Below are 13,703 nucleotides of genomic sequence, written 5' to 3'. Positions count from 1 at the left end.
CTAATTTAATCTCCGTCTGTATCCATAAAATCAACAGTTACAGAAATCGCCTGAAGCATATCTACTTTGAGGAAAACTACATTCTTTTGTAATTCATCATACGTCATTGTCATCAAACTATTATTAGTACGTACCTGAGATGAAAAATCATCATTTAAATTTGATGCCGTCGTTCTCGAAGTATTAAACTGATTATTAATGAGTGTACTTAAGTCATCTCCATTTTTAATAGTGTTTAAGAAATCTAAATAAGTTTTCAAACTTTCTCCTGTGGCAGTACTTCCAAAATGTTTACCATTAAAAAAGTCCTGTAATGCATCAAGATTAGCATTAAAAAGAGCCTTAGACAAATCTCCTTTATAAAAAGCTTCAACTCTGCTATCCAGAGGTGATCCTGAAAATAGTCCAGCAGGAATTCCTATTTTGGCAGCTCGTAAATGCTTTTCGTAATGAAAAATAAAATCATTAACCAATTTGTCTAATGAACTTGTTGCAGAAGATCCACTATTATTCACAAAAGTATCCCTATAACTTCCATTCCAGTCATTTACAACTTGATCACTAAGATCATCCATACGATCTACTACATCTGATAAGTATTTCTTATAATTTGCAGCATTTGCATTTGTAGAATAAAATTCAACAATTCCCATGTCTGTATCTGATAATCCATTTAGCAAATAATCTAACGCTCCAAAGCCTTGTTCATCTTGCTTTGTTACAGAAGCAAGGTCATATGTTCCTGAAGCTATATTAGATTCGATGTCAGCTGCTGCAATCGGATATACATTCATAAAATTTCGTAAAGAAAGTTCCTCTGCCTTTCCTATTTCAAACATACTAACAGATTGCCATGAGGTATAAGCTTTTATCCATGCATTTCTTAAAATTACAAGGTTTGCTTCATCTGTAGTAGTTTCAAAATCAGAGGTTGCTGTTTTCAAAGCGGTCATATCGTTAGAAAAGCTTTGATATGCCGGAATTACTATATTATCCGCAATATTAGTTAACAATGCCTTTCTATCAAAACTATCTGTAGTACCTCCTGGTTCATTGGCATCATCACCTGATGAGCAGCCTGCTATAATCGATGCTATAACACAAACTGAGAACAATAACTTCTTCATCTTATTTTTATTTATTCTTAATAAAGTTTTGCAAATGTAAAAAAAGAGGTCGAAATGATATAATTTCTAACCTCTTTTTTCAAACTTTATAAATTGTTTATTGTTTTAACTTCCTGCCTGTGCTACAGTAAAACTAAATTTTGCAGCAATTGCTTCAGAAATAGATTGCAAAGTTGCAGGAGTAACATCCCAAAGTCCATTGGTACCTTCCATCAATTGATCTATCAATCCTTGAACTTCTGATCTTGTCACATAAGGTGCATTACTATCTGGCTTTCTGGTAAACTGCAAACTGTATATAAATCCAAATCCTTCGGATAAATCATGAAATGCACTAGCATAATCAATTGTAGCTGCAGGCGCTTCTAATGCAGTTTTTCCTTGTTGTAAATAGTATACAGCTCGTACTGCAATAACTTGTGATATTTTTTCTCTAATAATGGCTGCTTGCTCATCACGAACATCATAGTTCTTTGCTACTATTGCCGCTCTTCCTAATTTAAATGCATCAAATATTTCTTTTGCTATACCTGCAAAATCGGTATCTCCTTCTACTCTACCAATATATTTGTTAAGAAAGCTATCATCATCTCCAATCGTTGCATTAGGATTTGCTTTATCAGCAGAAGCTCCATATAGATATCCATATGCTTCATCCCATTTATGCTCCATTGTTGTATAGTTCTTACCATCTGCAACAACATCATTATTGTTATTTTCTACATTACTACCTTCATCAAGAATCAAAGTTCCTAAGTAGTTATTTAATGCTTGATCTGTCATTAAAGCTCCTATCAAACTCTTACCAAACGCTTGATTTAATTCTAATCCTTTTGCATTTACATATCTGTCTGATCCTCCTCCTGCTTCTTGAATAACTCCGGCAACACCAGGTGTCGCTGTAGTTCCCCAGTTTGGAAACACATCATCTACCTGACTTGTTATCCAACCATCAAATGTTTCTTTTATAGCATTGGCATCGGTCGTATTAGAAAAAAAATAGTCTCTAGATGCTGCTGTTTTACTTCTTACACTTTTATCAGATGCATTTAAATCAGCATCAGAAAAATCGTTGACACCTTCAACATGTGCAAACATAGCATCCAAAGTAGCTTCTGTATTTGTCTCTGTTTTTAACGCACTTATAATTTCTTCAGCCATGGCAATACGAGTTGTTTGACCACTAAAACTGATAGAACTTTCTCCATTACGCTCAAAAACATAAGTAGCAGGAGCTACTACAGAATTATCTACAGGTGGAGTACTATCATCATCTGAAGAACAAGATCCTAATACAAAGACTCCTGATATACATGCTACTTTTAGTAAACTTTTAATTTTCATCACTTTTTATTTAGACTTAATATCAATAACTAATAAGTTTGCAAATATATTCATCAAAATAGAATTGACAAACTTTATTTGTAATAAATCTAAATAAAATTAAAGAAATAACATTTACATAAAGTAAACGCTTATTCTGCAGTATATTGAGTCCTTAATGTATTAACCCAATTGATTAGAATTTCCTTTTCCTGATCATTTATGTTTCCATGAAGCCAGGTATATGAGGAAAGAGGCATTTCTCCCTCTTCTACTTCCTCGACTAGTTCCTCTAGTTTATGATCTTTCTTTTTATTAGAATATTGCTCCCAACCCGAAACATCAAAATGTTCTTTACCTTCATCAATATGATCTGATAACCAATATGACACAGGAGCTATTTCTGCATACCAAGGGTATTTGGTATGATTACTATGGCAGTCATAACAATTATTTCTTAATATCGACTTTACCTCTTCATTAGGTTGAGTTTCTTTTTCAAAAAAAGCTACGGCTGTTGCATAATCAGACTCATTTTTATCAGGCCTGATAAACTGCATAATAACTAATGCCAATAATGCTAATAAACCTACAATTCTGATACTTTTTTTCATTCTAAAAATTCGTTGTTTAATGATATGTACTAAAAATCTTTGTTGCTTCATTATAAGAGGACTCAAAACTTAACGGTCTGACATTAGTATCTGCCTTTACCGTTGTAAAATACGAAACCATACGTTCTGTAGGCATGTTACCTGTTAATTCGTCTTTTGCCATAGGACATCCTCCAAATCCTTGTATAGCTCCATCGAATCTTCTACATCCAGCTTTATATGCAGCATCTACTTTTTCAAACCAAGTCGTTGGAGTAGTATGAAGATGTGCTCCAAATTCTATATCTGAATATTTAGGAATCAAATTGGAAAACAAGTACTCAATAATCTCGGGAGTCGATGTTCCTACGGTATCAGATAAAGAAAGGATTTTTGCTCCCATCTTACTAAGTTTTTCTGTCCACTCACCTACGATATCTACATCCCATGGATCTCCATATGGGTTACCAAACCCCATAGATAAATATGCTACAACCTTTTTATTTGATTTATCAGCGATATTGAGTATTTCTTGTAACGTAGCAACAGACTCAGCAATAGTTTTATGTGTATTACGCATCTGGAAGTTTTCAGAAATAGAAAAAGGATATCCCAGGTAATCAATAGCTTCATGTTGTACTGCATCATTTGCACCTCTAACATTTGCAATAATAGCTAACAATTTACTTTTTGTATCGCTAAGATCCAGCCTAGACAGAACCTCTGCTGTATCCACCATTTGAGGGATTGCTTTTGGAGATACAAAACTCCCAAAATCAATAGTATCAAAACCACATCTTAATAAAGATTGAATATATTGAACCTTTTTCTCGGTAGGAATAAACTCTTTTATACCCTGCATCGCATCTCGTGGGCATTCAATTATTTTTACATTTTCTGTCATTTTAGAATAGCAAACTAAGAAATATTCAATTCTGAGTATAAAAGTATGATTATTTTTCAGAATCCAGAGCATTAAAATAAACTGAACTCTCTAAGAATATTTTCCAGATAAATACTCGGCCCTAAAAACATACCCATTATTACTAGAAAGTAATTAGGTATTTCTATATTTCTCTTAAAGCATATGTAACACCAATTGGTTACATATATCACACCCCTAAGCTCCTCATTTACCTATAATTGCTATATTTAACTAAACCAATCAAATACATGACAATGCGCTTTTTCTTTATTTTCTTTCTTCTTTTATTTCATTATACGCATATAGCCGCTCAAAATCATAAAATTGATTCTTTAAAAGAACAACTATACATCGTCAACAATCCTGATAGTCAAGGTACTATTCAAAATCAACTTTCAACGGAACATATCCGTATAAGAGAGCTTGATACTGCTGAATCATATGCTCATCAGGCTCTTTCTGTGGGGATAAAAATTAGTAATCCTATCATTATCTCTGAGTCTTATCTTAATTTTGGTAACATCAATTATATAAAATGGAAAGCTCCAGAGGCTATTGCATATTATCAAAAAGTAGATTCTGTACTTTTTAAGAACAACATAATCAATATCACATTACTTAAATCAAAATATAATATTGGAAATTTATTATATAGAGAGGTTCAGGACTCATTAGATTTAACCAAAATAAAAAAATATTTTACGGAAGTTCTGGATATTGCTATACAATTAAAAGATACAATACAACAGTCTAATACTCATATTCGATTAGGCGATCTACATGTATCTAAAAATGAATATGACAAAGCTCTAACCTATTATAACAAGGCAGAATTACTAACAAAAAATAATGATTCTACCTCTCTTGCCAAGTTGTATTGGGCTTTGGCAAATGTTTATGCCAAAAAAAATGACAAAGTTAATAGTCGCAATTATATTTACAAAAGGTATAATTTGGTTAAAGACAAAAAAGAAACTAATGCAAAAGCCCATGCTAATTGGGTACATGGTCATTTATTATTCATGATAGAAGATTACAAACAAGCCATCCATCATCATGAATTAAGTATCAAATTATATGAAAGCTTGAAATATAAGGATTTTGGGAGATTAGCCGGAGCTAGTGATGTAATATATAAATCTTATGAAAAGACAGGAGATTATAAAAAAGCCTTTGACTTTCTAAAAAAAGCAATGATCTACAATGACTCTGCTGTAAGTATAAACAAGAGAAACAAAGTAGAAGAGTTAGAAACCAAATATCAAACAGAAAAAAAAGAACAAGAAATAGCGCTGTTAAAATCACAAAAAGAACTTGCCGAACAACAAAAAAAGAGTCAGCGTAATCTGTATATGGGAGGAATGGGCATTACTACTTTAGTCGGAATCTTTCTCTTTGTATTATATCGAAATCGACAAAAAACAAACAAGAAATTAAAGAAACTTGACAAAGCAAAGTCACACTTTTTTTCAAACATATCACACGAACTTAGAACTCCACTTACCTTAATATCTGGTCCCATACAAAATAAATTAGACGATAAAAACCTCACAGATAAAGATCGATCTGATTTTGAATTGGTATTGAATAATAGTAATAGGATTTCTGAGCTTGTCAATCAATTATTAGACATTTCCAAAATTGAAGCTGGTAGTATGACTTTATCCCTACAAAAGGTACATCCCATGCAACAAATAAATGCTATTATTAAAGATTTTGAATATGCCACAGGCCTAAAAAACATTAATTTCCTAACCTATATTAATAACCATGAAGAGGAAGGATGGTTGGACCGGGATGCAGTACACAAAATTGTAACAAATTTAGTTTCGAACGCCATAAAATATACTCCAGAGAACGGATCCATTATATTTAATGCACATATTAAGAAACATAAACTTTTTATCGATATAAAAAATACAGGCGATGGTCTAACCAAAGAACAACGTCAATTAGTTTTTAAACGATTTTATCAAACGCATAGTGAACAATCAGGATCGGGTGTTGGCTTAGCTTTGGTTAATGAACTTATCAAATTGCATGAAGGAAATATAACCGTAGATAGTAGACTAAATGAATGGACAAGTTTTAACCTATCTATATCTCTGGATAAGAAATCAATCAAAAATGCAAAAGTTATAGAAGATAATACGAATATAGATAATACATCTCCATATCAGAATCATTATGAAGTCACTAATACCTCTTCAAACAAAACTGATACCGATCATACCAATGAAGAACTTCCTATCGCATTAATTGTTGAAGACAATAAAGATCTTAATCATTTACTACAGGAAAATTTCAAAAATCACTATAAAGTCATTAGTGCACAAGATGGTTTGGAGGGGTATGAATTAGCTTTGCAGTACATTCCTGATATTATCATTTCTGATATTATGATGCCCAAAAAAGATGGTATTGAACTTACAAATGAGCTAAAAAACGATGAACGCACCAGTCATATTCCTATTATTTTACTAACCGCCAAAGCCGGTGAAGAAAATGAATTATCAGGATTACAGATTGGAGCTGACGAGTACATTACAAAACCTTTCAACCAAAAAATACTCACTACAAAAGCTTCTAATCTTATAACCATTAGAAAGAAACTACAATTGCGCTATAGCCAGGAAGTTATTTTAACTCCTAAGGATATAGCAATTACTCCAATAGATGAGAATTTCTTAAATAAAGTACAGAAAGTATTAGACAAACAGCTTATAGAATCTTCTTTTAGTGTAGAAGAATTTAGCAAAGCTATAGGCATGAGTCGCATGCAATTGCATAGAAAACTAAAAGCATTAACAGGTCTTACCTCTTCAGAGTTTGTAAGATCTCAACGTCTCAAACTTGCAGCTCAACTACTTCAAAGTTCTGATACCAATATATCTCAGGTTGGCTATGCTGTTGGTTTTAATGATCATTCATATTTCACTAAATGCTTTAAAGAAATGTATGCTTGTACGCCAACAGAGTACGCTATAAAAGATAGCTAATAGCTATTATTCCTCTTTTTAGTAAAACATAATGCAATAAAACCTTTATGAAAACAAGGGGTATTCACCCTATTCAGGCTATGTTACATAATTCATAGCCTTTGTTACATACCTCATAATCAACTGCTTTTACATATTCTAGTTTTACCATCACATCTAAATCCCAAACCTGATGTATCGATCGTGTTTGTATGAATAAGAAATCAAAAAACTATAAAGGCAACATAAATCGCATCCCTAATAACAATATATACTTAAATATTAATCATTTAGAAACTGGAACCTACACGTTAAAAATTATACATAAAAACAAAGTAATTAAGAAAGTGGAATTTAAAAAGTAAAAAACATGAAAACAATACAAATTTTAGTACTAGGAATAGTCTTTTTCACTATCCAATTAACAAATGCTCAACAAACAAGCACTACCAAAACAGAAAAGAATAATCTAAAGCAAGATAACCTTTTGGATATGCAAACAAACGTATTATCGGGTTTGTTTGGGGAAAATTTGGATGGAAAAACGAATGGGAAAACGATAGGTTTTTTAGAACTACTAGAAAAGACAGACCTCCCTGCAGAACAAAAATTAGAATATAAAAACATGTATTACTTACAAGCTAAAGAACTTACTCAAAAACAAAAAGATTCATTAGGCAAAGCAATTGAGAAAAAAATATTAGAAGCTCAAAGAGATCATTAAAAACTATAGGGGGAATAAAAAACAAAAAAAGATGAACACTACAAAAACACTTTGCATTCTTGTTGCACTATTGAGCATTACAACAAGTAATGCCCAATTATTAGAGAGGCTAGGTAAAAAGGCCGAAGAAGCTGCAAAACGCACTGTTGAAAGACGTGTAGAGCGAGAAACAGAAAAAAAAACCGATAAAGGTCTTGACGGAATTTTTAAAAAGAAAAGAAAAAAGAAGAAAAACAAAAAACAAAAAGAAACAAAAGATAAAGCTCCGATCATAAGTTCAGAAGGGTATAAAATTAATCGAGCTTCGGATTTTGTAACCGGGAATACTATTGTTTTTCAAGATAATTTCACAAACGATCTTCAAGGTGATTTCCCTGTCAAATGGGATACAAATGGTTCAGGCGAAATTGTAATCATCAATAATAGTAAATGGTTTCGTTTAGGTGGCAATTCCAAGTATGTTCCAACAACTAAAGAAGCTTTACCAGAGGATTATACGATCGAGTTTGATCTTCTTACCCAAGGATTAGATAAAAAAACCAGTTCTCAGGCTTGGATTAGACTTCTTTTAGAAGATAATACAGGTTTTCAAAGATCAAAAAACTGGTGTATGGTAGAGCTTTCGCCTTGCCAATTTATAGAATCCCCAGGAGTTGTAGAAAAAGTAGCAAATGGACAACGTCAAATTCGCAATGCTATAGGCAAAGATTATCGTACTCAAATAGATGGAAAATCACATATTGCTATCGCTATTAATAAAACACGTATGCGGGTTTGGATGAACGAAAACAAAATAGTGGATGTCCCAAGATTGGTTCCGCAAGGGGCTAATGTATTTAAAATTCATACTAAAGGACTGAGAGATGCCAATGACAAAGACGAAGTATACATTTCTAATTTCAAGATTGCCAAAAGTGGAGAAGACAATCGAAGTAAACTTGTCACAGAAGGACGATTATCTACCAATGCAATCCTTTTTAAAACAGGGTCTGCTACCATCACTGGAGGCTCTGAAACTGTCATCAAAGAAGTCGCTAAAGCCTTACAAAGTGTGTCAGATATGCAAATAAAAATTATAGGTCATACAGATTCAGATGGAAATGCTGAAACGAACAAAGCATTATCTGAACAAAGGGCTAAGGCTGTTAAAATGATGCTTGTTGAGCAATATGATATACGCTTTAGTCGAATCCAAATAGAAGGAAAAGGGGAAGCAAATCCAATTGCAGATAATAATTCAGCACAAGGAAAAGCAAAAAACCGAAGAGTCGAATTTGTAAAACTTTAAACTTAACTCATGAAGAAGTCAAAACACATTGTATACACCTTATTATTTTGTTTATCAATAAGTACATTCCTGTCTTGTTCTAGCGATGACAACAACCCTGGAATAGATCTAAATCAAGAAATCGTATTAGCGACATTTGATTATTCTAATCTTAGTGTAAACAGTTTACCCAATATGATTATAGCCAACGATGCTAATGGTGAGTTATTAACTAGTATAGAAACCAATAAAATTCCAGGGGTTTATGAACTGACCGCAAAAGGATATTCAGCGAGTAGTTTTATGCTGACTACATTGCTAGAAACAGATCGCTATAAAAGTCTCTCAACCATCAAAAATGTACCTGTTGGCAGTAAAGGTACTGCTCCTAATCGAAGCCTTACTTCAAATGGTACTTTAAAGGTCACCTTATCTCTAACATCTGATATACAGGTAAACAGTTTTTTTATTGATGGATTAAGAGGTATTTCTGATAGCACTAACGATATTGATCCTTCTTCAGGAACAATAACAAGAACATTTGCATACAACAAAGAAGCCTCTGCCTCTAAACTTTTTTTTAAAATAGAGTATAGAACGAGTACAACTCCTGCAACCTTTACCTACAAATGGTTAGAGAATTATAAAGAAACAGATGATGTGACATTAACACTCGAAGATTTTACAATAGCTTCGAGCATGCCAATAGTTGTAGATGATGAAGCCGATTTCTCATCTGTTAGGGTGCTTGGTATCTATGAAAATAATTATACTGTAAATCTAAGAGGTAATTTTTCTGAACGCCTACAAATCACAACAGGTATTGATGAGTACATTGTTAACTATGACGGAGAGTACCCAAATTCAAATCATAGTAAAACATTACGATCAAGCACTTTTCCCGATGATATATCTATCACAAGACCAGATTGGGATTTTAACTATGATTCGAGCTCAGAAAATTTACAATTACAGACATCTGGGAATTACCTTTTTAGCAATATATATACTGAAATGATTAGAGAAGGAGAAAAAGATTTAGAATGGTTTATTGCAATTCCAAATAATGAAGATAAGACTTTTGTTGTACCTCAACTTCCCGAAAGTCTTTCTGGTTTTGAGAACTATTTTGAGGACACTTCTAAATTCGATTCTCATTCTGCCGACATAATTGATTTAGCAAACGACAATGGTTATGAAGATTATATCAAAAGTTCAATCGATAGAACCTATGATATTTTTGATCAAAGTAATGAGATCATTTCAATCTATTTTAACCGATAACTTCAAGAGAGAAAAATCTCTTTAAACACATTACATCAATAATATAAACTCATGAAAAACATTTTAATACTAATTGCATTGTTGATGTTAACATCGACATATGCCCAGGATAACTGTAGCAAATTTTATGCTACTCAAGAAGGTAAAAAATTAACCATATACCAGTATGACAAAAGAGAAAATCTTGAAATCATTAGCGAGTATAGAGTCAAAGAAGTAGAAAGTACTGGGGGGCAAAGTATCATTACTATTGCAATGGACTTAACAGATGGTAGAAATAATAAACACATCATTTCTTCATCATTTAAAGCTCGTTGTTCGGGCAGAACTACTCACTTGGATCCAGAATCTTTTATTGCACCAGGAATACTGGATCAATATAGTGATATGGAATATAGTATCACAGGTGATGATATCTCCATCCCCAATCATCTTGAAGTAGACCAGGAGCTTCCTAATGCATCTGTACATATGTCAGTAAATGCTGGTATTATGAATATCAATACAACCACAACTATGTCTGACAGAAAAGTAATTGCCAAAGAGGAGATTACCACTCCTGCGGGAACTTTTGATTGTTATGTCATTACCTATACAAATACCTTGACTATGGGCATGGCTAAAACTTTTTATTCTAAACAGTGGATTTCAGAAGGTGTGGGTATGGTCAAAGAAGAAACTCGAAAATCAAACGGAAGATTAGTTACCAGGAGTATTTTACATCAAATCAATTAATATAAATAATTAAAATTCTACATCATGAAAACAAAAAAAGTAAAATCACAGTACATTTTTTTAATCCTTATTGTTTTATTCACATTTAGTTGTTCAGACGGAGAAGATGGTGCCATTGGACCAGTTGGTCCACAAGGTGAACAAGGAGTTAACGGACAAGATGGTAATGCCAACGTAGTTAATGTTACAATTGATGATTTTGATCTAGAAATAGGAAATAATGTCATTGATATTCCAGAATTAACACAAGAAATATTCGACACAGGCTTTGTTTATGGTTATGTTACAGTACCTGGTAATACTTTTTGGGAAACTTTACCACTTTCCCTTGCTACGGATGTAGCTTTAGAAATTGACCGAATTGAAGTTGGACAACTTACCTTACGCTCTACTTTTGCTCAAAATCTAAGGTTTAGGTTTATATTGGTCGAGAGCAGTAATGTAAATAGTGTAGATTTTTCCAATTTTCTAGAGGTCAAAGAATATTACAATCTAAAAAATTAACTTAAGTCAAAAGGGATTTACATTAATGATTATTATGCTGTGATGAAACACTTTGATAAGGGAAAATAATATTAGCAACTTGTTGATCATTTAATAGAATCCTATTACACTACATTATCTATATAAAACCAAGGCTGCGATGTCTTGGTTTTATTTCGTTATTCCTATTTCCTAGAAAACAGAATAAAAATTCCTATGCTAACAAAAACAATAATACGAAGCCGTTTTAAAACTACTCCTACCTTTTAGTCTTTTTTTAGACAACAATCTTTACATAAGATCATTCCAAAATATATGGAAGATAAACATCAACCCTAGACCCTTTATTATCGGTGTTTTCAATAACATCAAACCTCGCATCAACCTTAAAAGATCTTGAATATATTTTAAATCTATCTTTTAAGATGGAACCTGATAGTGATTCATATCCCGAGTTTTTAGCTTTTATTTCCTGTCCTTTGGCATAACCAACCCCATTATCTATGATACTACTTTTTATTAGTTTTTCGTTATCATCCATGATAATCTTTAATGTTATTTCACCATCCTTAACAGCTGCAATACCATGCTCTATCGCGTTCTCTACAAAGGGTTGTATAAACATAGGAGGCACCAAAATATTCTGAACATTCAACCCTGGATCGATCTCTACTACATGATCAAATTTTTGAGAAAAATTAGATTGCAGCTCTAAGTAATCCTTCACCGTTTGTATTTCTTCTTCTAAAGAAACAAACTCTTCTCTGGAATTTTCTAATATGGATCGTAATAGATTACTCAATTTTAAAGTATAAGGTATTACATTTTTAGATTCGTTTGAGGTTAAAGAAACAATTGTACCCAATGAATTGAACAAAAAGTGTGGATTAAGCTGTGAACGAAGTAAACGTTGTTCTAAAATTGTAGTTTTATATTTACTTTTTAATTTATTTTGTCTGAACAATACAACGCCTAATATTAGAAATGAAAGAAACAATCCTCCAAGCACCCAATTAATTATATTTTTTTGTTGTACGATGGTGGTTTGTTGCTCTGTTAATTCCTCTAGTTTTGATATCGATTCATCTTTTTCTTCTAATTCAAATTCAGAAGCATATAGTTGTAGTTGCTTTGCTATACTTTTTTCATTATGGGCAATAAGGTATTCATTCAGTTCGCTTAAAGTAGATGTACTTTTTTCGTATGCCCCTTGTTTAAGGTACACTTTATTCATAAAATCACATACTCTTACATATAAATCCCTTTCATCTCTACTATAACTATAATTTTTTCTCAGAGAATCCCGTACCTGGTTTAATACAGCCTCAGACTTATTGAGATCATTTTGATAAAAAAGAATATAGCCATAGCTTGTCAGCGATTCTAGTTTAGCGATGCTAGGTAATAAATCAGAATTGACTAACTCTTGGTCAGAAAAAATTTTATTCGCTTTTAAAAAATTATTATATGCCGAATCTTTTTGATTTTGATACAACGCAATATCACCAAGAGCATCTAGCGCTACAATTTGACTTCTAAAAAAATAGTCTTTATCATAATTATCATTATCGAGTAATGATGTATCATTATACATTCTTAAAGCTTCTTTTAAATAAACCTTTGCAGAATCATATTTTTTTAAATCTTTAAACAAAACACCAATGTAGTTTCGATTATTACCCCCTTCATACCTACGACCCAGAACCGTCTTGTCACTTGCAACTTTCTGCATAGCTTTAAGAGCCAACTCAGTATCCCCTAATTCAACATGTATGATAGAAATACGTTCTAGAATGTAAAATTCCCATGATTTTTGGTCGAGTGGTTTTGGATACTTTGTAGCATAGCTTAAACCTTTGTATAAGGTTTTTAATGCAGTAATTGGTTTTTTAGTGAAGTACTCTCGCAAACCTCTTATATAATATGCTCTATGAATGGTTTCGTCAGATCCAAGGTACCCAACTTCAAGAGAATCATATACTTTTATAGCCTTTTTTGCATCTGAGTGAGCAGAATCATTTTCTCGCTTAAACAAATGAACATAGCTTTTAAAGGTATAATACTTTGTCCATCCCTTAAGAGACCTGTTGTTTTCTAAGCTATATTTAATCGAGTCAAGATAAACTCGATTAAATTTTCCAAAAGACATAGTATCAATAGTATGTTGAGAAAGTATTTCTTGGGAATAAGAATCAAAACTTAAGAATACAAAAACAAAAATAAAAAAAAGTCGTTTCAAGGTTGTATTATTTGCGCGGTAAACA

Annotated in this window: 11 protein-coding genes; 6 read left to right on the top strand and 5 right to left on the bottom strand. The window is 32.4% G+C overall.

The window, feature by feature from the left end; translation table 11 throughout:
• Positions 1-5 precede the first annotated feature (5 nt).
• The 4 genes from DK442_RS21800 to DK442_RS21785 all read right to left on the bottom strand — a co-directional run bounded on the left by DK442_RS21800 (position 6) and on the right by DK442_RS21785 (position 3,947).
• A complete protein-coding gene (locus tag DK442_RS21800; protein ID WP_109438037.1) occupies positions 6-1,127 on the bottom strand; it encodes an imelysin family protein in 1,122 nt (373 codons plus the stop codon).
• Positions 1,128-1,232: 105 nt separating this feature from the next.
• A complete protein-coding gene (locus tag DK442_RS21795; protein WP_109438036.1) occupies positions 1,233-2,471 on the bottom strand; it encodes a DUF4856 domain-containing protein in 1,239 nt (412 codons plus the stop codon).
• 131 nt (positions 2,472-2,602) lie between these two features.
• Positions 2,603-3,064, bottom strand: coding sequence for a heme-binding domain-containing protein (locus DK442_RS21790; RefSeq protein WP_109438263.1), 462 nt, complete (start codon positions 3,062-3,064; stop codon positions 2,603-2,605).
• 16 nt (positions 3,065-3,080) lie between these two features.
• A complete protein-coding gene (locus DK442_RS21785) occupies positions 3,081-3,947 on the bottom strand; it encodes a hydroxymethylglutaryl-CoA lyase (RefSeq protein WP_109438035.1) in 867 nt (288 codons plus the stop codon).
• Positions 3,948-4,222: 275 nt separating this feature from the next.
• Between DK442_RS21785 and DK442_RS21780 the strand changes: the two genes are divergently transcribed.
• From DK442_RS21780 to DK442_RS21755, 6 genes are all read left to right on the top strand, one after another.
• A complete protein-coding gene (locus tag DK442_RS21780) occupies positions 4,223-6,967 on the top strand; it encodes a response regulator (protein WP_160114290.1) in 2,745 nt (914 codons plus the stop codon).
• A gap of 349 nt (positions 6,968-7,316) precedes the next feature.
• On the top strand, positions 7,317-7,670 hold the full coding sequence (locus DK442_RS21775) for a hypothetical protein (protein WP_109438033.1): 354 nt from the start codon (positions 7,317-7,319) through the stop codon (positions 7,668-7,670).
• Between the two features lie 31 nt (positions 7,671-7,701).
• Positions 7,702-8,958: an OmpA family protein gene (locus tag DK442_RS21770; protein WP_109438032.1), complete on the top strand. Its 1,257-nt coding sequence runs from the start codon at positions 7,702-7,704 to the stop codon at positions 8,956-8,958.
• 9 nt (positions 8,959-8,967) lie between these two features.
• Positions 8,968-10,221 carry a hypothetical protein gene (locus tag DK442_RS21765; RefSeq protein WP_109438031.1) on the top strand — a complete coding sequence of 418 codons (1,254 nt, stop codon included), beginning with the start codon at positions 8,968-8,970 and terminating at the stop codon, positions 10,219-10,221.
• A gap of 51 nt (positions 10,222-10,272) precedes the next feature.
• Positions 10,273-10,956: a hypothetical protein gene (locus DK442_RS21760; protein WP_109438030.1), complete on the top strand. Its 684-nt coding sequence runs from the start codon at positions 10,273-10,275 to the stop codon at positions 10,954-10,956.
• A 24-nt stretch (positions 10,957-10,980) separates the two neighbouring features.
• Positions 10,981-11,460: a hypothetical protein gene (locus tag DK442_RS21755; protein WP_109438029.1), complete on the top strand. Its 480-nt coding sequence runs from the start codon at positions 10,981-10,983 to the stop codon at positions 11,458-11,460.
• A gap of 280 nt (positions 11,461-11,740) precedes the next feature.
• Here the strand turns inward: DK442_RS21755 and DK442_RS21750 are convergent, their stop codons facing one another.
• Complete coding sequence (locus DK442_RS21750) at positions 11,741-13,678, bottom strand: histidine kinase (protein ID WP_109438028.1); 1,938 nt, start codon at positions 13,676-13,678, stop codon at positions 11,741-11,743.
• Positions 13,679-13,703: the final 25 nt, after the last annotated feature.

Origin of the sequence: Aquimarina sp. AU119, assembly GCF_900312735.1 — a bacterium.
In the GTDB taxonomy this organism is placed as follows: Bacteria; Bacteroidota; Bacteroidia; order Flavobacteriales; family Flavobacteriaceae; genus Aquimarina; species Aquimarina algiphila.
This window is presented reverse-complemented; position numbering and strand designations above follow the sequence as displayed.

Bases quoted from the DNA above. Each gene is read 5' to 3' on its own strand.
- DK442_RS21800 (WP_109438037.1), bottom strand. From the start codon at position 1,127: ATGAAGAAGTTATTGTTCTCAGTTTGTGTTATAGCATCGATTATAGCA.
- DK442_RS21795 (WP_109438036.1), bottom strand. From the start codon at position 2,471: ATGAAAATTAAAAGTTTACTAAAAGTAGCATGTATATCAGGAGTCTTT.
- DK442_RS21790 (WP_109438263.1), bottom strand. From the start codon at position 3,064: ATGAAAAAAAGTATCAGAATTGTAGGTTTATTAGCATTATTGGCATTA.
- DK442_RS21785 (WP_109438035.1), bottom strand. From the start codon at position 3,947: ATGACAGAAAATGTAAAAATAATTGAATGCCCACGAGATGCGATGCAG.
- DK442_RS21780 (WP_160114290.1), top strand. From the start codon at position 4,223: ATGCGCTTTTTCTTTATTTTCTTTCTTCTTTTATTTCATTATACGCAT.
- DK442_RS21775 (WP_109438033.1), top strand. From the start codon at position 7,317: ATGAAAACAATACAAATTTTAGTACTAGGAATAGTCTTTTTCACTATC.
- DK442_RS21770 (WP_109438032.1), top strand. From the start codon at position 7,702: ATGAACACTACAAAAACACTTTGCATTCTTGTTGCACTATTGAGCATT.
- DK442_RS21765 (WP_109438031.1), top strand. From the start codon at position 8,968: ATGAAGAAGTCAAAACACATTGTATACACCTTATTATTTTGTTTATCA.
- DK442_RS21760 (WP_109438030.1), top strand. From the start codon at position 10,273: ATGAAAAACATTTTAATACTAATTGCATTGTTGATGTTAACATCGACA.
- DK442_RS21755 (WP_109438029.1), top strand. From the start codon at position 10,981: ATGAAAACAAAAAAAGTAAAATCACAGTACATTTTTTTAATCCTTATT.